Genomic DNA, 24,398 nt, shown 5'->3' on the forward strand with positions numbered 1-24,398 from the left:
TCATTGCCTTCAAAAAGTTGTAATACATCAATCAACAGCCAAGACTCTTGCCCCTTGAGAGTCGAGTCGGCAAATATGTGAGAAGCCACCAGCTTCCGATAGATAATGTTGTTGTAGCCACTCATTGGCGGCAGTTGCGGTGGCTAAACTATCAGTGACACTAAACAGTGTCGGGCCACTGCCCGAAATTCCGGTGGTGAGCATTCCTAACTCAGCCAACGCTTGCTTGGCGTCATTAAATCCCGGAATCGCTGCTGCGCGATATGGCTCAGCCAGTACATCTTTTAATACGGCTAACGCCAACTGGGCATCCTGTTTGTAACTGGCGTGCACAAAAGCACTCAAATTTTTGCCAAATTCAATGGCAACCGCCTTGTCATATTGCGCAGGCATTAATGCTCGCATTTTGGCAGTCGAGAGTGAAATGCCAGGATAGGCCACCACCCAATACCACTCATCAAACGCGGGAATGCTTTCACAAATACGTTCCGGTAAATCGAGCATCAATTGCATTCCACCGAGATAACATGGTGCCACGTTATCGTAATGAACAGACCCACTGATGCGCCCTTCAAATTCCCCCATCAACGCCAGCAGTTGCTGTTGATTACATGGTCGTCCAAATTGCTCATTGAGCGCGAATAATGCTGCAACCACAGAGCTAGCACTAGAACCTAAACCTGAGCCAACTGGCAGATTTTTACTAAGACTGAGTTTAACACCACCAGCAATCGCAAATTTCTGCATAAAAAACTGCGCACATTGATAGACGATGTTTTCTTGCGGATCAGCAGGCAACTTATGTGCCCACTCCCCGACTTGCTCAAACACAATGCCAGATGCAAGCGGTTCGATAGTAACAGTATCACCTAGCAAACTGCCGTCAACCGGAGCTAATGCGGCACCCAGCAAGTCAAAACCAACACCTACGTTGCCCATCGATGCGGGTGCATAAACAGTTAACGCTCCGGAACTCATAGATCTACCTCTCTGGTCCAATTCAACGTACGTAGCAAGTCAGCAAACACCCCGGCTGCCGTCACAGCAGTGCCCGCACCATAGCCACGTAGAACAAATGGAATTGGTTGATAATACTGGCTATAAAATGCCAACGCATTTTCGCCATCTTTCACTTTAAACAGTGGGTCATCTTCGCCAACAGCGCGAATACCGACACTGCAACCAGCTTCAGATATTTCGCCAACATAGCGTAAGGTTTTCCCTTCGGCTTTCGCTTGTTTCACTTTATCAGCCATCCAGCTATCAGCTTCAGCTAAACGCGCCATAAAGTCGCTCACATCACCGCTACTATCAAACTCTGCTGGCAATACCGGCTCGACGTGAATATCGCTAAGTTCTAATGGCATGCCGGCTTCACGTGCCACAATCAACACTTTACGTGCCACATCCATGCCGCTGAGGTCATCGCGCGGATCAGGCTCAGTAAAGCATTTATCGCGTGCAATCGCAGTTGCTTCAGAAAGACTCATGCCCTCGTCCAACATACCAAAGATGTAGGACAGTGAACCCGATAAAATCCCTTTAAATGACTTGAGTTTGTCACCGGCGTACATCAGCTTTTTCAGGTTATCGATGACCGGCAGACCCGCACCAACGTTAGTTTCATAGAGGAATTGTCGGCGTTGCGATAACGCGGTCTTACGCAATTTACGATAAAACGCCAAATCGCTTGTGTTGGCCTTTTTATTCGGCGTAACCACATGGAAACCTGCATTCATAATATCAGGATAGGCTGCGGCAACGTGTTCAGACGAGGTGCAATCCACCAGCACCGGGTTCAGCAGTTGCTGTTCACGTCCCCACGCCAACATGCTCTCTAAATCGAACGCTTTCTCGCATTTAGACAAGGTCTCGCGCCAATTAGCTAGTTCAATACCCGCTGCATCAAGCAACATGGTGTTGGAGTTAGCGATACCACAAACACGAATGGTAATATTTTGCTTTTTCAGAAATTCTGTTTGCTTAGCGATCTGCTCCAGCAGGCCAGCACCGATGTTGCCTGAACCAACAAGAAACAGATCCAAATATTGCTGAACGTCGAAGAAACCTTGGTGGCAAGCGGCAATGGCATTATTGATTTTGCGCTGTTCAATAACGGCCGAGATCGAACGCTCTGATGAACCTTGGGCAATCGCCACAATATTTACGCTCGCCTGTGCCAACGCTTGGAAAAACTTAGCAGCGGCACCTTTATAGGTGCGCATACCGTCGCCGATCAGCGAAATGATTGACAGCTGGTGACGCATAACGATGGGCTCAAGCAATTCACTTTTCAGCTCCAGCTCAAACTCTTGTTCCATCGCCCACTTTGCTTTAGCCGCATCCATTGATGGCACGCAGAAGCTGATGCTGTACTCGCTGGAACTTTGGGTAATTAGCGTGACAGAAACGCCTGTGCGAGCAATAGCGCCCAATATGCGCGATGCCATGCCCACCATGCCTTTCATGCCAGGACCTGACACATCCACCATGGTTTGGTTATCTAAGTTGGAAATCGCCTTAACTTGTAATCCAGTTTGATCAGGGCTACTCGACACTAAGGTGCCCGGTGCTTGTGGGTTAAAACTGTTTTTGATGTAACAAGGAATCTGGAATTGCGCGATTGGGGCGATAGTTTTGGGATGCAACACTTTGGCGCCGAAGTAAGACAGCTCCATCGCCTCCTGGTAACTGAGTTGAGATAACAACTTAGCATCAGTCACGATGCGCGGGTCTGTGTTATAAACCCCGTCAACGTCAGTCCAGATTTCGCAACTTGAAGCATCCAGACAGGCAGCTAAGACAGCGGCTGAATAATCAGAGCCATTTCGCCCTAAAGTCACCACTTTGCCTTCGGCATTTGCTGCGGTAAAACCAGGCATCACCCACACACGTTTGTCATCTAAGTTAAGCAGTGAAAAACGCGGCTTGCTCACATTGATATCCACCACTGACTCAGCAGGGGTACCATGCGCTAAAAAGAGAGCGCGTGGGTCTAACAAACCGGAAGTCAGCCCTTTTGATTCCATCACCTTAATCATCAATGCCGATGATAAACGCTCGCCCGCTACCACGACTTCTGCTCTCACGCCATCAGGACATTCCCCTAACAGCACAATGCCATCAAGCTTAGACTTCCACTCTTTTAGCTGCGCCGCCAGTTTGCTCTCCAGCGATGCTTCAGCGGTACTGTCTTGCATATGGGTAAATGCGTCACCGTATAACTTACGAAACACCGTTTCGACTTTCCCCAAAGCCGCACCGATGTCGCCTTTTTCCAGCGCACATTCCACCATAGCTAGAAGGCCATTGGTCACCGTAGCAGGGGCAGACAGCACCACCGCAATGCTCTCTTCCTTTGCGGACTCAGCTACAATGTCGGCGGCCATTTCAAATCGCTGCCAATTGGCCAACGATGTACCACCAAACTTCATCACCTTCATCGTTTATCTCCTAAATTACCGCCGCCCAAAAACAAAAAAGCCCGCTTCTACTTGAGGCGGGCTTTCTATTATTCACTAAACTCAGGGTATATCAGCCCGCCCCCACACCGGTAATGGTTGTGGTGGTAATAATGTTGGTAATGACCACGGCTGAAATCATCATGAATAAAACCTATACAACCCTGAATTTGTTAACTATATGTGTGCATTTTTGCTGGCAACAAGAATTGCTTGTTTTGGGGTTAGTTGTCAAGGAGTTTTTTGAGGGATTTAATAACAAAAAACCACTTAATGTGAAAATGTATCAACCGACACCCAATATTATTCAATTATGTCTAAATTGAATAAATAAATGCCTATTCATCATTCCACGCTATCAGCTTCAGCTTTTTTTATGAAATCTGCATAAACACTGTGCAGTAGTTGGCATATGCAGGCGGCGATGGTCGCCACCATAATAAAAGCGCGCTATCATGCCGCGATATCTTCAACGGGAGGCGATATGCAAATCACCCAAAAAAGCGCGGTCACTATTCATTACCGTTTGACCGACACCCAAGGCAAATTAATTGAAAGCTCATTCGATAGCGAGCCTATGGTTTACCTGCATGGCATGGGCAACCTGATCCCAGGGTTGGAAAATGCGTTAGAAGGCAAAGCCCAAGGCGAAAAACTGGACGTTACTATCGATTGCGAACAAGCATACGGTCCTTACCATGATGGTTTGCGTCAAGAAGTGCCACTCGAAGCCTTTGGCGATATTCAAGATATCGTGCCAGGCATGCGCTTTATTGCAGAAACCGAAATGGGTCAACGCCCAGTGCAAGTGACCGAAGTATTAGATAATGCTGTTATCGTTGATGGTAACCACCCTCTGGCGGGTCAATCATTGGTGTTCAGTGTAGAAGTGGTGGACGTACGCGAAGCAACAGCAGAAGAATTGGCTCACGGCCACATTCACGCCCATGGACACGACCACGATCATGAAGGCGGTTGTTGTGGCGGCCATGACCACGGTGACGAAGGTTGCTGTGGTGGTCACGATCACGGTGAAAAGAAAGAAGGTTGCGATGGTAACGGCGGCTGTGGTTGCCACGGTTAATCCGCTTCAACGCAATGCAATAAAAAAGAGCCTTCTAGGCTCTTTTTTATTGCGTCAAACACTACAGCAACAATGCGCTGATCCGTTTCCTGAGTTCTGGCGACATGTTTTTTAAATAATTCGAGCAACGAGTAATCGTTGCGATACTTACTTCATACTCAGCCGCGATCTGTCGCTGACTTAACTCGCCATCCAGTAACAACTGAAACACTCTTAAGCGCCCGGCAACCGCCTGACGTTCATCTTCAGTAAGCAACAATTCAAACAGGCACACTAAGTTCTCAGCGTTATCCATCGCAACTATCTTATTGAGCACCTGCTGCCAATCTGGGCGCATAAAAACACCGTCTTCACGTAACAGTACACAAAGACAGTTTACCTTTTTTCAGAACGAAATGAAGTCTTTGGCGGATGACAAAGACAAATTGTGCAGCACCTTGATGATGTTTGCGTAAATAGATCTAAACACTCATCAACATCGAGCTGTTTAAATTCTCAGCAAATAGCATTTTCACCACGGCAAAATTGATAAAACTCATCAATACTTTAAACAAGGAAGTCGAGCAATTTGAGGAGGAAATAAGACCAAATTGAAGCAACACCTGACGAGTTATCCACTCAAATATGGCGTGTTATCTGGTAGCTTGCAAGCACTTTTACCTAGGTAAGACAAAAGGTGTTTAACAGCTCAAAATTTTGAACTAAACGTTCTTAGCAACACGCCAAAGGTGATTTACTTCACAAATATACTCAGCATAATTGGTAGTCTGGAACCGTGGAAACGAAAGAGGGTTGAACAATATGCTTAAAATTACCAGCAAAGAATTCAATGTTACCGATGCAATCCGCAGCCGTATTGAAAGCCGTTTGGAGAAGCTTAATCGCCACGATGTAGACCTCATTAATCCCCATATTATTATCATTACCGAAGGCCCGATGTTTAAGATTGAGTCGTCAATCAAACTCACCAATGGTCAGCTATTTGCGCAAGCTAAACATCAAAATTTGTATACTGCGATTAACGCATTAGGACAGAAGCTGGAAAAGCAACTCAACCGAGTGACACATAAATCAACAAAACGAGCTGTGGCTAACTTTGTTGAAGAAGAACCGGAGTATTCAGAAGAATACGCCGCTTAAGGACCACTCAGGGCGCATTTTAATGCGCCCTTTTGCTATTTGAATAAAATTTGATTGACACCTAGGGCACTTCACTTTAGTTTTATCCGCCATGAACAGCATAATTTTCTCGTTTTTTACTTTCTTTTTTACACCTCACACCCAGGGGCGGCGGTAACGTGTAAAAACGAAAGTGAAAATTACCAAGCCTCCCAACCGGGAGGCTTTTTCGTATATAGAACAGCATTCGCAGTACAAAGAGGTTGGCATGAAGAAAGCACCACAACTCAATCAGCTTAGAGAGCTCATCACCAGTCTGGACAATGAACTGTTAACGCTACTGGCGAAGCGTCGTTTATTAAGCATTGAAGTGGCGCGTAGTAAAGAGTCCGATATTCGCCCTATTCGAGATACCACTCGTGAGAAAGAGCTGCTGGCACGCTTAGTCCAACAAGGACGCGATCAAGGCCTAGATGCGCATTACGTGTTAAGCCTCTATCATACGATCATTGAAGACTCAGTGCTTAACCAACAAGCCTACCTGCAAAGCCAAGCTAATCCTGACAACCGTAAGCACCGCACTTCTGTTGCCTACCTGGGAGCCAGAGGTTCTTACTCCTACCTTGCCGCTTCGCGCTACTGCCAACGTCGCCAAGTTGAGATGCAAGATATCGGTTGTGCCAATTTTGATGAAATTGCCAACGCTGTCGAATCGGGTCACGCCGATTATGGTTTTCTGCCGATTGAAAACACTTCGTCAGGCTCCATCAATGAAGTCTTTGATTTATTGCAGCACACCAATCTGGCGATTGTGGGTGAAACCACTATCGACGTCGGCCACTGTCTACTGGCCAAGTCCGGTAGTAAGCTAGAAGACATTAAGACCTTATATGCTCACCCCCAGCCTATTAGCCAATGCAGCCGCTATTTAGCCCACAATGGTCACTATAAGCTGCAATATTGCTCATCAAGCGCTGAGGCCATGGAGAAGGTTCAACATGGTGATCATACGGTAGCCGCGATAGGTAGTGCAGAAGGTGGTGCCCTCTATGAACTGGAATCGATTGAAACTGGATTAGCCAACCAAAAAGTCAATCGTACTCGTTTTATCGTGGTTGCCCGCAAGGCCATCGACGTACCAGAACAAGTTCCTGCGAAAACCACATTGATAATGGCGACCGGACAAAAGCCTGGCGCCTTAGTCGATACGCTGTTGGTGCTCAAAGCGCATAATATCAATATGAGTAAATTGGAGTCACGTCCAATAACCGGGACACCATGGGAAGAGATGTTCTATCTCGACGTTGATGCCAATATCGCATCTGCCAACATGCAACGTGCCTTAAAAGAGCTGGAACGCATCGCTCGCTTTATTAAAGTGTTGGGTTGCTATGCCAGTGAAACGGTAAAACCTACACGTTTGGAACACGGCCAATTACTGATTGAACCGGACAGTTCTAAAGTAGCAAAACAGCAAGCGCGCAAACTTGATGCACGCCATACCCGCCAATTTAAACCAAGCGGCACTGAAGTCACCTTAGGCCAAACGGTGATTAGCGAACAACATTTTGCATCGTTGGCACAAATGCCAATTGAATGGTTTAACGATAGCTTTACTGCTCACGCTATGGCGCTGAAAGAAGCTGGTTTTCAGGGGGTTATCATCACCAACAATGACAGTAACGCAATTGACGAAGTTAAACTGAGTAAGCTATGTAAACAACTCGCCCAAGCGGGATTGGAAGCGATCCTCGCCATTGAACAGACTCAGGAACTCAGCATACTGCAAGAATACGCCAGCGCTTTGCTTATCCCTGGCAAACAGATGTTCAACAAATCCCTGCTTAGCACCTTAGGCTCTTCAAGCATTCCAGTGTTATTAGAGCGCAACACTATGGCGAGCGAAGATGAGTGGTTAGCGAGTGCAGAGCTGTTTTTACAAGCCGGCAATCAGCAACTGATTTTGTGTGAATCTGGTGTCCGCAACTTTAACCATCCAGAAGCGTTAGCGGTAGATTTGACATCTTTGGTCAATCTACGAGCGCAGAGTCATCTGCCAGTGATTGTGAACCTTAGCTATTCACGTGATAACCGCGAAGCATTAGCGCTCGCGGCCAGCAAGCTAGGCGCCAGCGGTATAGTGTTAGATGCTCTCGATGATATTGAGACCAGTCAAACCCTATTGCCTGAACTCTACAGACTGCAGCAATAACATCTCGCTATTCTGAACAAAAAGCCCCGAAGTTCGGGGCTTTTTGTTAGCGCTGTAAATCATAATCAAGACTTGGTTACACCTCGATGCCGTCAGCGAGGCTTAGCCAGCCTTTAAATACACGATAGCTGAACCAGATAACACCAAGTGCAAAAAACGTCAGACTCAACCACGCAATACTGCTCCAGTACCCTAACGCACACAACACTAATAAGCCGACAATACTACGCCGTTGCCACCGCAAATGTTTGCCCATCAGCGACATCGCAGAAAACTGCTTTTGATTTAAATTAATCGCTAGGCTTAGCAGCACAGGTACCAGAAAAAGTGGGAATGCGCACATTAGCGCATAAAGAAAATGTCCAATGGAGCGGTCTTCTGCATGAATGGCATGGGAAGGGTTTCCAGTCATATTCATTCTCCAATTAACTTCAGGACGCAAGAGAATCTTCTGCATACCTTAAACATACGTGGAGAATCACTGTTCTGCAATAATAAAACTGCAATAAAGATGCGTTTCAGTAGATATTCCTAATGGGATGAGTGCCAAATTATCGTTAGCACTGTCACCAGTAAACATCACAAAATAACACCCAACCAAAACGCAGCTGTTCTGAATGAACTGACGCCCTAGCTCAAATCTAGCTCGCTAAATCGATATCGACATCTGATTGTGCATGACTCGAACAAGCAAGCACATATCCCTGCTCGATTTCTGCCGCGGTTAAAGTTTCCGAACTGCTCGAGATAACCTCGCCTTTTACCACTTTACACTTGCAGGAACCGCATACACCGGAACGACAGGCGGCGATAATGGGCAACTGCATCTCCAGTAAGCCATCCAATAATGTTTGCTTTGCGCTCAACACCCTGCTGCTTGCGGCAACGGTGAGTTGAAAGTTACCACCACTAATAGGGTTTTCCAATGCCATCGCTTGGGCAAAATTTTCGCTGTGATAACGACTCATATCAAAGTCGCATGCTGCAAATAGCGCTTGTGCAGCATCCATGAATCGCTGCGGACCACAGACGAAAACGGTACGTTGTTGAAAGTCTGGCACCAGCAGCGTTAACAACTCAGCGTTAAGTTTGCTTGAGTGCATATTATTCGATAGTTCATCAGCGTCACTCACATGTTGAATAAGATAATTGATGTCAACGCCATCATTACGCTGCGACATCGCCTTGAGACTATCAGCAAAAATCAGGTCATTGACCGTGCTTGCGCTATGCAAAAATGCAATATCTGCCCGATGTCCGTGAGTATCGGTGAGAAAGCGGCTGATAGAATACATGGGCGTCACGCCACATCCAGCACTCAACAACAAATATCGCTCAGCAGCAATATCGACAACATTAAAATCCCCAAAGGGACCTGATGCGCGAATACTGTGTCCCGGCTGCAAATTATCAATTAGGTAGTTAGAAACACGTCCACCCTCTACCCGTTTAATGGTGACCATTAACGAGTGCGGCCGCGTGGGAGATGAAGATATCGTGTATGAGCGATGGTAAAGCTCATCGGCAATATCAACATGGAAAGTAATAAATTGCCCAGGTTTGAATAGGAATTTCAGTGGCTCAGTGGCATGAAAACGAAAACTCACCACATCATGTGTTTCTTGCCAACGCGCATCGCAGATAAGTCTCAGCTCACCTTGTTGCCATGTTGGTGCATGCAAGTGTTCACTGACCGCAGAAATATCAGGGGATAATGTCATAGAAGATGGCCTCTTCGTCAAAAACATCGAAGATTGCCACTACTCAGTATGCTGAGTAGTGGCATTTTGCACGCTAGGCTGCACCGAGAATGCTGGTTAAATCAGCTTCAACGCTGCTGACATTACGCAAGCCGAATTTGTCTTCAAGGATCTTCAGCAGATTCGGTGTTAAGAAGGCTGGAGGGGTTGGCCCCGTGCGAATGTTTTTCACGCCTAATGACAATAAGGTCAGCAAAATTACAATCGCTTTTTGCTCAAACCATGACAGCACCAGACTCAACGGCAGTTCATTGATGTCACATTCAAACACTTCAGATAAGGCAATGGCTAACTGAATGGCAGAATAGGCGTCGTTACACTGACCGATATCCAACAGACGTGGAATGCCATTAATATCGCCAAATTCCAATTTGTTGAATTTATACTTACCGCAGCCAAGCGTTAGGATCACACTGTCTTTCGGCGCAGACTTAGCAAAATCGGTGAAATAACTCCGTTCGTTCTTATCACCGTCACAACCGCCCACGAGGAAGAAATGGCGAATACTGCCATTTTTCACATTTTCAACGACTGCTGGAGCAGCATTCATCAATGCATTGCGGGCAAAGCCAATGGTGATCATGTGCGGAATTTCGTCGTATTTGAATCCCTCAAGTGATTGCGCCTTGTTAATCACGGCACTGAAATCATCTCCTTCAATATGCGTCACGCCAGGCCAGCCTACGATGCTGCGGGTAAATATACGGTCGCTATATTGGCCAACGTTAGGATCGATGATGCAGTTGGACGTCATCACTACCGCACCGGGAAAGTTAGCAAACTCTTTTTGCTGATTTTGCCAAGCACTGCCGTAGTTTCCGACCAAGTGCGGATACTTTTTGAAGGTTGGATATGCCAATGCTGGCAGCATTTCACCGTGGGTATAAACATTAATGCCCTTACCTTCAGTTTGCTGCAGAATGAGCTCAAGGTCTTTCATGTCATGACCTGACACTAAAATAGCCTTGCCGGTAACAGGCTTAGTGTTCACCTGTGTTGGCTCTGGATGACCAAACGCATCAGTTTCACCGGTATCCAGCATCGCCATCACCTGATAGTTCAGTTGGCCAATGTCCATCGCAGTAGCAAACAGTTTATCGGCGTCATTACTGTCGGTTGCCAAAAAGCCCATGATTTCGTGAAAGCGACCAGCAACTTCTTCGCTGACTTGGTTGAGCACACGCGCATGTTCCATATAAGCGGCGGCGCCTTTTAATCCATAAAGACAGAGCAACCGCAGCCCTAGAATATCTTCATTAAGGTTATCACCACGGTTCAGAGCCGCTTGCGTGGCCTGCTGCAATAACTCAGGCTTATCCGCAGCCAAGTTCAAAGTCGCTGCAGCAGGAAATGCGGCTGGCGTTTCGCCACGCTCAGCACACAAAGCTTCATATTGGCGCTGCAAGCTGTCGCGCATCTTTGCCGCTAGACGAGCATATTCAATGATCCGCTCGTCATCAAAGTTAACGTTGGTCAGGGTCGAGAAAAAGGCTTTAGGCACGAAGGTATCTACGGCGGCATCGATGACGCCAAACGCGCGCAGTTTGCTGGCATACAAGGACACGCCCTGCAGCATATAAATCAACAAGTCTTGCAAATCTGAGGTTGCGGCCAATTTGCCACACATACCCTGGGCGTAGCTACAGCCTGCACCGGCTGGTGTTCTGATTGTTTGCTCACACTGAATGCAATACACGGTAGTCTCCTTTTAATCATGCTTATTTTTTACATGTTTAAAAGGAGTGTAATCCTATTCGATGCTTTAGAAATATCTCAATTGGTAGAACGCGAGGGAGATCACTATAAAGATGCAATTTAAATAGTTGTTTACCACTAAAGAGATACAAAAAAGGAGCCATATCGGCTCCTCTTCGTCAGCAAACACTGATCAGTGTGATTTAAGATCGTTTACAGACTGCAGCATGGCGCGGCTTTCATTACGAAACTGTGGTGCCAACTCCCCAAACCATTGAGATACCTCATTAAATTGCTTAATAAATGTGTCTCGATCTTCAGCTTCAATCACTTTGAGTGCGTCAGCAAAGTTTCCGAGGTAGTTAGAGATAACATTAAAACTTTCGCGTTGGGAAAAGATGATATCAGCGTACAGCTCTGGATTTTGTGCAAACAAGCGCCCTACCATCGCCAACTCTAACCGATAAATTGGCGAGCTAAATTGCAATAAGTTCTCCATATCGACACCTTCGCGACACAAGTTGAGGCCATAGACAAAGGTACAGAAATGGCGCATTGCCTGTACGAGCTGCATGGCTTTGTCGTGACGTTCTGCTTCAGCCTCGACTATACGCGCGCCCCAGATCTTGATCTGCTCTAAAAGCCACTGATATTGGTCACTATCACGTCCGTGACATACCACCACCACTTGCTTTGCAAAGCTACCAACATCGGGACCGAACATAGGGTGCAAGCCAACTACCGGGCCGGAATGCACTTCCATCATCGCTTCAATTGGCGCTGACTTGATGGAGGTCAAATCAGCCAGAATGCAATCATTCGGCAAATTGCTTAATTTTTCGCGGATCAATTCACAGGTGATACCAATGGGAACGGTAACCAGCACTAAACCTGCACCATCAAACATTGCATCAGCTTGCTGCCAATCATCTTTATCCAGCGATACGACTTGATAGCCTGATAACGCTAGCATCTGGCCGAACAAACGCCCAAGTTGACCGTCACCACCAACGATGACCACTTTACCGAGATCTTCGCGAACTTGTTTGAAGCCAACATCTTTCTCATTGAGATAAGATTCACGCATCAAACGACGTAATACATCTTCAATTAATTGCGGCTGAATTCCGATGGCTTCCGCCTCTTCGCGACGCTTAGCTAACATCGCCGCTTCTCTTTCTGGTGCATAAATGGGCAGGCCTGCACCATGTTTGACCGCACCAACTTGGGCCACTAAGTCCAATCGTTTACGCAATAAGTGCAATAATTGTTGGTCCACACCATCAATAAGATCACGTAGCTGTTCCAGCTCTTCTGTGGTCTTCTCTGTCATCAGCCGTTCCTTCCTCATTCTGTTTTATTATTTTTTTCAAAGCGTTGGGGGATAACATCAGCTAATTTTCGGGCACCACTACGAAGCAAATCTTCAGTAGTTTCCCAATCAATACAAGCGTCCGTTACCGACACACCATAACGTAATCCGCTAACTGGCGCATTCACACTTTGATTACCTTCCAACAGATGACTTTCCAACATTATGCCAATTATTGAGGTATTCCCTAAAACAATCTGTTCGAACACATTATCGCAGACAATTGGTTGACGACGATGGTCCTTACTCGAGTTGCCATGACTGCAATCAATCACCAAGCGAGCAGTCAAACCCGCTTTGTGCAACTGCGCAGCACTTTGCGCCACACTGTCAGCATCGTAGTTAGGTTGGCTGCCGCCGCGAAGAATGACATGACCGTCTGGATTACCGCGGGTTTGCAACAACGCCACCTGTCCGGCTTGGTTAATTCCCATAAAACGATGCTGGCTCGCAGCAGATTTAAGCGCATTAATGGCAACATCGATGCTGCCATCAGTACCATTTTTAAACCCCACCGGCATAGAGAGGCCAGAAGCCATTTCGCGATGGGTTTGTGATTCAGTGGTACGTGCGCCAATAGCCGACCAACTGATCAACTCAGCAATGTATTGCGGACTGATGGGATCTAAGGCTTCGGTTGCTACAGGCAGCTCGATTTCCGCTAAGAACAACATCAGTTCACGCGCCATGCGCAAACCTTTTTCCAAATCGAACGACTCGTCCATATCGGGGTCATTGATCAGTCCTTTCCAACCAACCGTTGTGCGCGGTTTTTCAAAGTAGACCCGCATCACGATGTAGAACTGATCTTGCAATTCATCATGCAGCTTTTTCAGTTTGAGTGCGTATTCTTTGGCTGAGGCAATATCATGAATCGAACAAGGTCCGGCGATCACTAACAGCCGGTTATCACGCTTGTGCACAATATCGGAGATGGTATTACGAGCATTGAGAATAAATTGATGACCGCGCTCAGACAGCGGCAGTTGCTGCTTAAGCTCATCAGGCGTGACCAATACTTTTTCTGCATGGATACGAATATTCTCTAAATGACTTGTCTGCATAGTAGGCCCACCGATTGCCAGCAATAATATGAATTGGAACTCTGTATTGTTGTAATGCTACACCATTACATTGTCAGCAAGTTTGCACCTTGGCGGATTTAGGGTCAAGTAATAATTGACTGTTATTTAAAAAACAAAAACCCGCCATAAAGGCGGGCTTTGTGCGAACACTGCGTCTAATGGATAGTGGCTTACTTAGCAGCCAGCTTTTCACGGATACGTGCAGATTTACCTGAACGTTCGCGCAGATAGTACAGCTTAGCGCGACGAACACGACCACGACGTTTAACTTCGATGCTAGAAACCAGAGGACTATGAGTCTGGAATACACGCTCTACACCTTCGCCGTTAGAAATCTTACGAACGGTGAATGCAGAGTGCAGACCACGGTTACGTTTAGCGATAACTACGCCTTCGAAAGCCTGCAGACGTTCTTTTTCGCCTTCTTTAACACGTACTTGCACAACAACGGTGTCACCAGCGCCGAATGCAGGTACATCTTGTTTCATTTGCTCGTCGTTGAGCATTTTAATGATGTTGTTCATGAATTTCTCCAACTAGAAATAACTGAGCTTGACTACGCTTTGGTTTGTTTTGCAACAACCTGCGCTAATAACGTCTTTTGTTCGTCAGTCAGAGCTAGATTTTCAAATAATTCTGGTCGTCGCTGCAAAGTTCTCATCAAACTTTGTTGCATACGCCAGTGTTCAATGTCTTTGTGGTTGCCGCTTAGTAACACTGGTGGAACCGTTAATCCTTCAAGCGATTCAGGACGAGTATAGTGTGGACAATCAAGTAAACCATCTGAGAAAGAGTCTTGCTCAGCTGAGGCCTGTTTTCCCAGTACGCCGGGAACCAGTCTTGATACCGCATCTATCAAAGTCATCGCTGGTAACTCACCGCCCGACAGGACGTAATCACCAATAGACCATTCTTCGTCAATCTCCTTTTGAATGATGCGTTCATCAATACCCTCGTATCGACCACACACCATAATCAATTTGGAGTTTGTCGCCAGTTCAGTTACGCCTTGCTGTGTCAGCTTACGCCCCTGAGGTGACAAATAAATCACTTTTGCCCCTTCGCCTGCAGCAGCTTTCGCTGCATGAATCGCATCACAAAGTGGCTGAACCATCATCAACATACCAGGGCCACCACCGTAAGGTCGGTCATCCACTGTACTGTGTCGATCATGGGTGAAATCTCGAGGATTCCACGTATTCAGTTCCAACAGGCCATTTTTTACGGCCCGACCCGTTACCCCAAAGTCTGAAACTGCTCGAAACATCTCGGGAAACAGGGTAATTACCCCTAACCACATAAGTTGTTTCCTCGACTTAGAAGTCCGGATCCCAATCCACTAGGATCTGTTTTGCCGATACATCCACCGATTTGATGAATTGCTCGGTGACAAAGGGAATTAAACGTTCCGCTTTGCCAAAGCTATCTCTGGCATTGGCTTTCACTTGCAGAACGTCGTTAGATCCGGTTTCAAGCACCTGATCAACCACGCCCATGTGATAGCCTTTCAAATTAGTCACTTCGCAGCCAATGAGATCACGCCAATAGAATTCATTCTCTGGCAAATCTTTCATTTGCTCAGGCGCAATACCAATCTCGCAATGCGTGAGTATTTGTGCCTGTTCGCGATTTTCAACGCCATCAAGTAATGCAACAACTGCTTTACCGTGCCAGCGCCATTTAACTAACTTGATTTCTGCCCATTCTCCCTGACGGTTTAACAACCAAGGAGAATAATCAAAAATATCTTCAACAGATTCGGTATAGGAGGTGATTTTCACCCAACCGTTGACACCATAAGGAGCGCCAATTTTACCCAGCACTACGGGTTCGGGGTTACTGCTCATCGTCTATACCTATGACCAATTAAGCAGCTTTATTAGCTTCTTTGATCAAAGACGCAACGCGGTCACTGGTAGAAGCGCCAGTAGCGATCCAGTGTTGTACACGTTCCAGATCAACACGCAGTGTTTCTTCTTGACCACGAGCTTGTGGGTTGAAGAAACCTACACGTTCGATGAAACGACCGTTACGAGCGTTACGGCTGTCAGCAACAACGATGTTGTAAAATGGGCGCTTTTTAGAGCCGCCACGAGATAAACGAATGGTAACCATGCGTTCTAGTTCCTCTATTGATTTGCTTACTAGCAAAATAAAAACTGGAACTCCGTGTTCGCAAAGAGTCCCAGATAGAAAGCCGGGGAATTTTACCTAAGTTTTAGCTGAATGCAACCCGGGAACCTAGGAAATTCAATGTATTTTAAATAAGCAACAGCCCGCATCGCGGGCTGTTTTAATTTAGCTTAGCGACCGGGGAATTTCATTCCTGGCGGCATCATACCGCCAAGGCCCCGCATCATCTTGCTCATACCGCCTTTTGATGACATTTTTTTCATCATCTTTTGCATCTGCGTAAACTGCTTCAGCAAACGGTTAACATCTTGGATTTGTGTACCAGAACCTGCTGCAATACGGCGTTTGCGCGATCCCTTGATGATATCCGGATGGCGACGTTCGTTCGGGGTCATTGAGTTAATGATAGCCTCTAATTGGCCAGTCATCTTGCCACCTTGCAACTGCGCCATCGCATCTGGCGGCAATTTGCCAACACCGGGCATCTTCTCAATCATGCTCATCATGCCGCCCATGTTTTTCATCTGCTGCAGCTGATCACGAAAATCTTCTAAATCGAAGCTGCCACCAGATTTCACTTTTGAGGCTAGTTTGAGCGCTTTCTCTTGGTCAACGCCACGCTCAACTTGTTCAATCAGCGACAGCACATCACCCATGCCCAGAATACGCGATGCAATACGATCTGGATGGAAAGGCTCCAAGGCGTCAGTTTTCTCACCCACACCTAAGAATTTAATTGGCTTACCGGTAATGTGACGAATGGACAACGCAGCACCACCGCGTGCATCACCATCAACTTTGGTCAGAATCACACCCGTCAGCGGCAACGCATCGTTAAACGCTTTAGCAGTGTTTGCAGCGTCTTGCCCGGTCATGGCATCTACCACGAACAGGGTTTCAATGGGTTTAACCGCCGCGTGCAACGCTTTGATTTCGTCCATCATCGCTTCGTCGACATGCAAACGACCAGCGGTATCGACAATCACCACATCAATGAATTTGCGTTTGGCATGTGCAATAGCTGCATTGGCGATATCAACCGGCTTTTGGCTGACATCAGATGGGAAGAATTCGACTTCCACTTCCTCCGCCAATGTTTCCAACTGTTTGATGGCCGCTGGACGATAGACGTCAGCACTGACAACCAATACCGATTTTTTCTCGCGAGTGCGCAAGAACTTGGAGAGTTTGGCAACACTGGTGGTTTTACCCGCCCCTTGCAACCCCGCCATCATCAACACGGCAGGCGGCTGTGCAGCGAGATTCAAGCCTTCGTTGGCTTCACCCATCGCTTTTTCAAGTTCGCTTTGGACGATCTTGATAAAGACCTGACCTGGCGTCAGGCTCTTAGTCACTTCCTGACCGACCGCGCGCTCTTTGACACTATTAACAAACTCTCTCACCACAGGCAGAGCAACATCCGCTTCAAGCAGCGCCATGCGCACTTCCCGCAAGGTTTCTTTGACGTTGTCTTCGGTTAGACGGCCGCGACCACTGATATTTTTCAGTGTGCGCGATAAGCGGTCGGAGAGATTTTCAAACATACTGCGTTCTTCACATTGATTCAGAATTTGTTCTGGTCGCTATTATATAGAGGCGAGAGTAATATGCCACTGTCGCGGCCGTTCGATTGGTACCTGAGGAACTATTTAGTGCTTTTTACCACTAATTGAGCATGCGGCAGCCGAATTTGTTGCCTGTATCACTGCCCATATGCGGTAAGCTCATGTTATTCTAATTACTGCAACTTTTTATGCCCGCTACAGCTTTACTTACAATAAGGATAGGTTAACGTCTGATGGTCATATTTTCCGCCGTTGCTATGGTCTTCTACGGCATAGCGCTGATTTTGGTGACAAGCCGTCTATTTCACACCAATGGGCCCAATCGAAAAGCTGTGGCGATATTCGCTGCGGTGGGTGTGGTATTTCATGCGCTTGCGTTGTACAACGTCGTGTTTACTGGAAATGGACAAAACTTCAGTCTCACCAATGTCATTTCATTAGTGTGTTGGATTATCGCACTTACCTTCACCATTGTGATGCAACAGGTAAAAGTCATTATTCTGGTGCCTGTGGTATTGGCGTGTTCCATTATCTCAGTCGCCATGTTGTGGTTGGTGCCACCACAATATATTCGCCACTTTGAACATAACCCTGAAGTGCTGGTGCACGTGGTATTGGCATTAATGGCATACAGCACCCTAGTGATCGCCACTTTATATGCAATTCAATTGTGGTTTATCCAAAACAGATTAAAGACCAAACAACTCAAGGTGTCACCGGTGTTGCCACCGCTGATGACAGTAGAACGTCAGCTATATCACCTCGTGATTATCGGTATGATTTTATTGAGTTTGTCGTTGGCAACTGGCTTTATCTTTATGGACGGTTTATTTACCGGCCCGCAAGGACATAAAGCGGTACTTTCAACAATGGCGTGGTTTGTTTACATCGCTATGTTGTGGCAACAATATACTAAAGGTGTGCGCATTAGAACGGCGGTTATCTATACCATCAGCGGCACATTTTTACTGTCCCTCTCCTACTTCGGTGCGCGTATCGTTAAAGAATTGATTCTTAATTGATTGGCCACCTTCTGCAAGGCAGTCGCCCGGCTGCCTTGACAGAACTTCATAATCCCGGTAATTACTAAGCCTATTATTTTCTACGGAGCCCCTTTTTGGACGACATATCGACCAGCGCGCTATTTATTTTTTTGTTGCTGCTAATACTGCTATCAGCCTATTTTTCCGGTTCAGAAACCGCCATGATGACGCTGAATCGCTACCGTTTGCGCCATCTGGCGAGTAACGGTCACAAAGGGGCTGAGCGTGCACAGCAGTTACTTGAGCGCCCTGATAGACTGATTGGACTTATTCTGATCGGTAACAACTTGGTCAACATTCTGGCTTCTTCTATTGCTACCGTTATCGGCATGCGCTTGTTTGGTGATATAGGTATTGCTATCTCAACCGGCGTTCTGACTCTAGTGGTGCTGGTGTTTGCAGAAGTCACCCCAAAAACGCTGGCGGCTTTACACCCTGAACCAATCGCCTTTCCTTCAAGCTTGCTTCTGAAGTGGCTACTTACGATTTTGCTGCCGTTGGTCAAAATCATGAACTGGATTACCTCCACCATGCTGCGCATTCTGGGGATCAAATCGGTAAAAAGCAGTGATGCCCTGAGCCAAGAAGAGCTGCGCACTGTGGTACATGAAGCCGGCGCACTAATTCCACGGCGTCACCAAGAGATGCTGCTGTCGATTTTGGACTTAGGCAATGTCGCCGTAGAAGACATTATGGTGCCGCGTAATGAGCTCTATGCCATTAACATCAATGACGACTTCAAAAGCATCAACAAGCAGATCATCAATAGCCCTTACACGCGGGTTTTGCTTTATCGGGACACCGTTGATGATGCGGTGGGCTTCGTGCATATGCGCGATGCGTTGCGTTTGCAATCTAAAGAGCAATTCACTAAGTCATCACTGCTACGCGCGGTAAAAGAGCTGTACTTCATCCCGGAAGGTACACCGCTTAACGTCCAGCTCGCCAACTTCCAAAAGAATAAAGAACATCTTGGTTTGGTTGTTGACGAATACGGCGATATTCAAGGCTTGGTGACACTGGAAGATATTCTGGAAGAGATCGTGGGTGATTTCACCACCACCATGATTGATGCACCGAGTGACGATATCACACCGCAAACTGATGGTACGTTAGTGATTGATGCCACCATCAACATTCGCGATCTCAACAAAGAAATGGGCTGGGATTTTCCGACCGACGGTCCTAAAACGCTAAATGGCTTAATCTTGGAGTATTTAGAAGATATTCCATCGGCCAATACTTGCTTGCGGTTGGCGGGGTACCCAATCGAGATTATTGAAGTGTCTGACAACATGGTCAAAAACGTGCGGATAATGCCCGAGTTTTACGACGCTAGCCAAAGTTAATTGGTTTTAATAAATAACGACATTAAAAAAGAGGCTTGCAGATGCAAGCCTCTTTTTCTTTTGTCTATCATGCATCAATAATAACGGTTGCCACCGCATAATGCTTTTCATCGCTTATCGACACCCACACTTTAGCATCTTGCGGCAATCGCTGCTTTGCCTCGGCAGAAAACTGCAATTGCGGCGCCCCTAAGGCATTATTGGTACACTCAAAATGTTGAAACGAGATGCCGTGCCCAATACCGGTGCCGAGCGCCTTTGAAGCCGCTTCCTTTACAGCAAAGCGTTTAGCCAGATAACGCGCCGGACGGCTATGCTGAGCGAAAATAACCAATTCATTAGGTGTCAGCACTCGTTTTGCCAATCGCTGCTGGGCGACCTCGCTCATAGCCTCAAACCGCGCTAGCTCAACAATATCAGTGCCCAGCCCTACAATTGCCATGATTATTCGCCTCGACGCCCTTCCAGCATCAGTTGCTTCATGTCAGCAACGGCCTTAGCTAAACCATCGATCGCCGCGCGCGCAATAATGGCATGACCGATATTCAGTTCATGTAACTCAGGGATAGCGGCAATTGGTTTAACGTTGTGATAGTGCAACCCGTGGCCAGCGTTAACCACCAAACCCTGCTGATGGGCGTAGGCTGCCATTTCAGTAATACGTGCTAATTCCGCTGCTGCCTCTGCATCAGTCGTCGCATCGGCATAATGGCCGGTATGGATTTCAATTACAGGTGCACCGACTTTTACTGCAGCATCAATTTGTGCTTTATCAGCATCGATAAACAATGACACTTTAATGCCTGCATCTGATAAACGCTTAACGGCATTCGTCATCTTATCGAGTTGTCCAGCGACATCTAAGCCACCTTCAGTTGTGAGTTCTTCACGCTTTTCCGGCACTAAACAGCAGTAAACCGGCTTCACTTCACAGGCAATATTGAGCATCTCTTCGGTGACCGCCATTTCCAGATTCATGCGGCTTTTAATGGTTTTTGCCAATACGTAAACATCGCGATCGGTAATATGACGACGGTCTTCACGCAGATGCAGGGTAATCCCCTCGGCACCAGCATGTTCAGCCACCGCAGCAGCATGCACCGGATCTGGGTAGTTAGTGCCACGCGCTTGTCGCAGTGTCGCAATATGATCGATATTTACTCCAAGCAAAATCCTGCTCATTTTGTTGTTATCCTCATCTTGTTATTCGTTCGACACGGCGCGACGCCATATCAACCTATTTTATTATTCTAACGCTTTCTGCCAGCAAAGAGTTGCCGACTAACTAATGGTTTATCACCAAGTAATGGTGCTAACAATGTGCGGGTGAGATGTTTAGCAACAGGCAAATCTTCAACGAGCAAGGATTCATGTGCCAGACGTTGCAAGACGCTACCTGAGTAACGACCTTCGCCCACAATGAAGCCTTCTTCCGTTAAATAGCGGTAACTTAGCTCGGCTTCAATGGGCTGACCGTTAGCGTCATGGCTTAATGATGGCAAACATCCCAAGTCATGCATTAGCGTGACTTCAAAATAACGCAATGTATCTTCGGTAAAGCCGTGGGCTAATTGCAATAAGGTTCGATGATAGGGCAGAAATAAGCTTTCACCACTGTGATGTACGCTTAACGTACGCATCATCAGCTCATTAAGATACATGCCCGCATACAAAGCGTCCCCGGACAGTGGCACTGCCGGGGACGCGCTTTCAACCTGTTGCATACTGCGTAAATCACTGCGGCCAGACAGCTCAAATAGCAACGGCTGAAATGGCTGTAACACGCTCTTTAGTGAGCGCTTACCAGAGCCAATCCTAACAACGGCATCAACTCTGCCAAGATTATCGACCAACAAGCGTACAATTTGGCTGTTTTCGCGATAAGCACTGGTGTGAAGCAGATAGCCGCGTTGCATCAGAGTTTAGTCTTCACCATAACCTAGGCTGCGCAGTGCGCGTTCGTCGTCGGCCCAGCCCGATTTAACTTTGACCCAGACTTCCAAGAACACCTTGTTATCGAAAAGCTTTTCCATGTCCATACGTGCTTCAGTGGCGATGGTGCGAATACGTTCGCCCTTCTTACCAATCACCATCCGCTTTTGGCCATCGCGCTCTACCAAAATCAAGGCGTTGATTTGATAAACACCGTTTTCCATCATTTTGAACTGTTCAATTTCGACGGTGGCATCATATGGCAATTCGTCCCCCAGAAAACGCATCAACTTTTCGCGCACAATTTCTGACGCCATAAAGCGCTGCGAACGATCGGTAATGTAATCCTCAGGGAAAAAGTGCACACTTTCAGGCAGACAGGCTTTCGCCATATCAAGCAAGCGATCAACATTAGTACCGTTTTTGGCAGAAATCGGCACAATGTCATCAAAGGCAAACTTCTGCTGCAGCGTTTCCAGATGTGGGAATAGCGCTTCTTTATCTTTAATAAAGTCGACTTTATTCACCGCCAGAACAGTTTTACGTTCGCCAGCGCCACGACGTAACTTGTTCAGCACCATCTCGTCATCGGCAGTCCACGCCAAACCATCCACCACGAAAATCACCATACAGACGTCGGCAATCGAACTGGCCGCGGCACGGTTCATCAGGCGGTTAATGGCCCGCTTTTCTTCCATGTGTAAGCCTGGAGTATCAATAAACACAATCTGTGAATCACCCTCGGTATGGATCCCCATAATGCGGTGACGCGTAGTTTGCGGCTTACGTGAAGTGATGCTGACCTTTTGCCCTAACAGGCGATTCAACAAGGTGGATTTGCCGACGTTTGGACGCCCCACAATCGCGACCATGCCACAGTAGGTGACATCGTATTGTGAGTTTTCGTCGTTCTGGTTCAGACTGGCCAGCAAATCATCTAATGACGGTTCGTTTTCTGGCACTTCTGGGGTTTTGCTCATTTTTTCAGTAACTCCAGCGCTTGCGCGGCGGCTTGTTGTTCAGCTTTACGGCGAGAACTGCCCTCGCCGATAACCGCTTCATCCAGGTCAAGTACACGGCACTCCACCTTAAAGCGTTGATTGTGGGCTTCCCCTTCCACTAACACCACTTCATACTCTGGCAACGGCTTTTTATCGCCCTGCAAAAATTCCTGAAGTTGGGTTTTGGCGTCTTTTTGATTAACGCCCGGCTTAATCTCTTTCAGTCGCTGTTCGTACCACCCAAGCAATAGGCCGCGAACGTTCTCTAACTCACTATCAAGATAGATGGCACCAATAATCGCTTCCACCGCATCGGCTAAAATCGACTCTCGACGAAAACCACCACTTTTGAGCTCACCAGGGCCAAGCGTTAGGTAATCACCTAACTTAAACTCTTTCGCTATCTTTGCCAGTGTATCACCACGGACAAGACTGGCGCGCATACGACTTAAATCACCTTCAGTTGCCTTGGGAAACTGATGGTAGAGCGCATCAGAGATGATGATTGACAGAATCGAATCACCAAGAAACTCCAAACGCTCATTATGGGTGTTTGCGGCGCTACGATGCGTCAGCGCCTGCAACAGCAATGATTCATCGTTAAAACTATAACCTAACGTACGGCACAAACGACCGATGTTTTTAATCGGTTCCATTACTCCAAACCACCTATTCGGTTGAATCTCACACCACTTGGTACCCAATGCGGCAAGAAATCATCCGGTTTACGATTAAATTCAAAACTCATCCAAATACACACTGCGCGACCAACGAGATTATCTTCTGGAACAAAGCCCCAGAAACGACTATCCGTGCTGTTATCTCGGTTATCACCCATGGCGAAATACATACCTTCTGGTACCAGATATTCACCTTCGGCAGTACCCGGCTGTTGGTAATAGTAGGCTGTTGGCTCGGGACGCGCAGGGTTAATCAAGATATCGTGTGATACCTCGCCCAACTTTTCGTGATAACGCAACAACGGAATACCATCTTGCAGGAAGTCGCCACGACTGACTTCAGTATGACTAACCAATTGAGGTTGTGGACAAGGAGATTGACCTTCTTTACATGCTTGTTGAATATACAACTGCTTGTTGTGATAGATAATTTTGTCGCCCGGCAAGCCTACGACACGCTTGATATAGTCAATCGACGGATCTAGCGGATACTTAAAGACAAAGATGTCACCGCGCTTGGGTTCTCCCGTTGCCACTAACTTAGTGCGCCATACAGGATCTTTAATGCCGTATGCAAACTTCTCAACCAGAATAAAATCGCCCACCAGCAAGGTTGGCATCATTGAGCCTGAAGGAATTTGGAACGGCTCCCATAAAAATGAGCGCAGAATGGTCACAAACGCGATAACCGGGAACACCGATTTAGCGGTTTCCACAAATCCAGGCTCACGCAGAATTTGTGCTTTGTTTTCGTCAGACAGTCCGGTCGTCTGGGCTTCAGCCGCACTTAAACGTGCGCGGCGCTTAGGTGCCCATAACCACGCGTCAAATGCCCAGATAACGCCGGTGAGAAGGGTCACTATGACCAAAAAAATCGAAAAATAGGCTGCCATGGATTAAGTAGTCT

24 protein-coding genes and 1 other annotated feature are annotated in these 24,398 nt (G+C 47.0%); of the genes, 5 read left to right on the forward strand and 19 right to left on the reverse strand.

What is annotated here, in order from left to right:
• Nucleotides 1–27 precede the first annotated feature (27 nt).
• Complete coding sequence (gene thrB, locus HR45_RS07150) at nucleotides 28–978, reverse strand: homoserine kinase (RefSeq protein ID WP_037441206.1); 951 nt, start codon at nucleotides 976–978, stop codon at nucleotides 28–30.
• Complete coding sequence (gene thrA, locus HR45_RS07155) at nucleotides 975–3,443, reverse strand: bifunctional aspartate kinase/homoserine dehydrogenase I (RefSeq protein ID WP_037441207.1); 2,469 nt, start codon at nucleotides 3,441–3,443, stop codon at nucleotides 975–977. The genes thrB and thrA overlap by 4 nt, the downstream gene beginning before the upstream one ends.
• A 502-nt stretch (nucleotides 3,444–3,945) precedes the next feature.
• On the opposite strand from thrA, the gene slyD reads away from it, so the two are divergent.
• Nucleotides 3,946–4,545, forward strand: a complete 600-nt coding sequence (slyD, locus tag HR45_RS07165) for a peptidylprolyl isomerase (protein ID WP_037441475.1) — start codon at nucleotides 3,946–3,948, stop codon at nucleotides 4,543–4,545.
• Between the two features lie 61 nt (nucleotides 4,546–4,606).
• Here slyD and trpR read toward each other — a convergent pair whose 3' ends face one another.
• Nucleotides 4,607–4,882 (reverse strand): trp operon repressor, encoded by a 276-nt coding sequence (gene trpR, locus HR45_RS07170; protein WP_037441213.1) that lies wholly within the window; start codon nucleotides 4,880–4,882, stop codon nucleotides 4,607–4,609.
• Between the two features lie 464 nt (nucleotides 4,883–5,346).
• Between trpR and hpf the strand changes: the two genes are divergently transcribed.
• Nucleotides 5,347–5,685 (forward strand): ribosome hibernation-promoting factor, HPF/YfiA family, encoded by a 339-nt coding sequence (gene hpf, locus HR45_RS07175; RefSeq protein WP_037441215.1) that lies wholly within the window; start codon nucleotides 5,347–5,349, stop codon nucleotides 5,683–5,685.
• A gap of 93 nt (nucleotides 5,686–5,778) precedes the next feature.
• Nucleotides 5,779–5,898, forward strand: a sequence feature (Phe leader region).
• 34 nt (nucleotides 5,899–5,932) lie between these two features.
• Entirely contained in the window at nucleotides 5,933–7,876 is a 1,944-nt protein-coding gene (gene pheA, locus HR45_RS07180; protein WP_037441217.1) for a prephenate dehydratase, read from the forward strand.
• A 76-nt stretch (nucleotides 7,877–7,952) separates the two neighbouring features.
• Here the strand turns inward: pheA and HR45_RS19490 are convergent, their stop codons facing one another.
• From HR45_RS19490 to ffh, 10 genes are all read right to left on the reverse strand, one after another.
• Nucleotides 7,953–8,288 (reverse strand): hypothetical protein, encoded by a 336-nt coding sequence (locus HR45_RS19490; RefSeq protein WP_037441218.1) that lies wholly within the window; start codon nucleotides 8,286–8,288, stop codon nucleotides 7,953–7,955.
• A 229-nt stretch (nucleotides 8,289–8,517) separates the two neighbouring features.
• Nucleotides 8,518–9,597, reverse strand: a complete 1,080-nt coding sequence (locus tag HR45_RS07190; protein ID WP_037441221.1) for an FAD-binding oxidoreductase — start codon at nucleotides 9,595–9,597, stop codon at nucleotides 8,518–8,520.
• 73 nt (nucleotides 9,598–9,670) lie between these two features.
• Entirely contained in the window at nucleotides 9,671–11,332 is a 1,662-nt protein-coding gene (gene hcp, locus HR45_RS07195; protein ID WP_037441224.1) for a hydroxylamine reductase, read from the reverse strand.
• A 192-nt stretch (nucleotides 11,333–11,524) separates the two neighbouring features.
• On the reverse strand, nucleotides 11,525–12,664 hold the full coding sequence (gene tyrA / locus HR45_RS07200; RefSeq protein WP_037441227.1) for a bifunctional chorismate mutase/prephenate dehydrogenase: 1,140 nt from the start codon (nucleotides 12,662–12,664) through the stop codon (nucleotides 11,525–11,527).
• A gap of 14 nt (nucleotides 12,665–12,678) precedes the next feature.
• On the reverse strand, nucleotides 12,679–13,767 hold the full coding sequence (locus HR45_RS07205) for a 3-deoxy-7-phosphoheptulonate synthase (protein ID WP_037441230.1): 1,089 nt from the start codon (nucleotides 13,765–13,767) through the stop codon (nucleotides 12,679–12,681).
• A gap of 191 nt (nucleotides 13,768–13,958) precedes the next feature.
• Nucleotides 13,959–14,312, reverse strand: coding sequence for a 50S ribosomal protein L19 (rplS, locus tag HR45_RS07210; protein WP_037441232.1), 354 nt, complete (start codon nucleotides 14,310–14,312; stop codon nucleotides 13,959–13,961).
• A 32-nt stretch (nucleotides 14,313–14,344) separates the two neighbouring features.
• Nucleotides 14,345–15,088 carry a tRNA (guanosine(37)-N1)-methyltransferase TrmD gene (gene trmD, locus HR45_RS07215; protein WP_037441234.1) on the reverse strand — a complete coding sequence of 248 codons (744 nt, stop codon included), beginning with the start codon at nucleotides 15,086–15,088 and terminating at the stop codon, nucleotides 14,345–14,347.
• 16 nt (nucleotides 15,089–15,104) lie between these two features.
• Nucleotides 15,105–15,635, reverse strand: coding sequence for a ribosome maturation factor RimM (gene rimM, locus HR45_RS07220; protein ID WP_037441236.1), 531 nt, complete (start codon nucleotides 15,633–15,635; stop codon nucleotides 15,105–15,107).
• A gap of 19 nt (nucleotides 15,636–15,654) precedes the next feature.
• Nucleotides 15,655–15,903 carry a 30S ribosomal protein S16 gene (rpsP, locus tag HR45_RS07225; protein ID WP_037441238.1) on the reverse strand — a complete coding sequence of 83 codons (249 nt, stop codon included), beginning with the start codon at nucleotides 15,901–15,903 and terminating at the stop codon, nucleotides 15,655–15,657.
• A 188-nt stretch (nucleotides 15,904–16,091) separates the two neighbouring features.
• On the reverse strand, nucleotides 16,092–17,465 hold the full coding sequence (ffh, locus tag HR45_RS07230; RefSeq protein WP_037441240.1) for a signal recognition particle protein: 1,374 nt from the start codon (nucleotides 17,463–17,465) through the stop codon (nucleotides 16,092–16,094).
• A 254-nt stretch (nucleotides 17,466–17,719) separates the two neighbouring features.
• Here ffh and HR45_RS07235 point away from each other — a divergent pair, with 254 nt between their 5' ends.
• The gene (locus HR45_RS07235; protein ID WP_037441242.1) at nucleotides 17,720–18,508 is read left to right on the forward strand and encodes a cytochrome C assembly family protein; all 789 of its coding nucleotides are present in this window, start codon (nucleotides 17,720–17,722) and stop codon (nucleotides 18,506–18,508) included.
• A 95-nt stretch (nucleotides 18,509–18,603) separates the two neighbouring features.
• Nucleotides 18,604–19,878, forward strand: a complete 1,275-nt coding sequence (locus HR45_RS07240; RefSeq protein ID WP_037441245.1) for an HlyC/CorC family transporter — start codon at nucleotides 18,604–18,606, stop codon at nucleotides 19,876–19,878.
• Between the two features lie 67 nt (nucleotides 19,879–19,945).
• Here HR45_RS07240 and acpS read toward each other — a convergent pair whose 3' ends face one another.
• The 6 genes from acpS to lepB form a co-directional block, all read right to left on the reverse strand.
• Nucleotides 19,946–20,320: a holo-ACP synthase gene (acpS, locus tag HR45_RS07245; protein ID WP_037441248.1), complete on the reverse strand. Its 375-nt coding sequence runs from the start codon at nucleotides 20,318–20,320 to the stop codon at nucleotides 19,946–19,948.
• 2 nt (nucleotides 20,321–20,322) lie between these two features.
• Nucleotides 20,323–21,060 carry a pyridoxine 5'-phosphate synthase gene (gene pdxJ / locus HR45_RS07250; protein WP_037441250.1) on the reverse strand — a complete coding sequence of 246 codons (738 nt, stop codon included), beginning with the start codon at nucleotides 21,058–21,060 and terminating at the stop codon, nucleotides 20,323–20,325.
• A 68-nt stretch (nucleotides 21,061–21,128) separates the two neighbouring features.
• Entirely contained in the window at nucleotides 21,129–21,794 is a 666-nt protein-coding gene (gene recO, locus HR45_RS07255) for a DNA repair protein RecO (protein ID WP_037441252.1), read from the reverse strand.
• Between the two features lie 6 nt (nucleotides 21,795–21,800).
• Entirely contained in the window at nucleotides 21,801–22,790 is a 990-nt protein-coding gene (gene era, locus HR45_RS07260) for a GTPase Era (protein WP_037441254.1), read from the reverse strand.
• Complete coding sequence (rnc, locus tag HR45_RS07265; protein WP_037441256.1) at nucleotides 22,787–23,467, reverse strand: ribonuclease III; 681 nt, start codon at nucleotides 23,465–23,467, stop codon at nucleotides 22,787–22,789. Before rnc ends, era begins: the two co-directional genes overlap by 4 nt.
• Nucleotides 23,467–24,384, reverse strand: coding sequence for a signal peptidase I (gene lepB / locus HR45_RS07270; RefSeq protein ID WP_037441258.1), 918 nt, complete (start codon nucleotides 24,382–24,384; stop codon nucleotides 23,467–23,469). Before lepB ends, rnc begins: the two co-directional genes overlap by 1 nt.
• Nucleotides 24,385–24,398: the final 14 nt, after the last annotated feature.

Source organism: Shewanella mangrovi (genome assembly GCF_000753795.1).
In the GTDB taxonomy this organism is placed as follows: Bacteria; Pseudomonadota; Gammaproteobacteria; order Enterobacterales; family Shewanellaceae; genus Shewanella; species Shewanella mangrovi.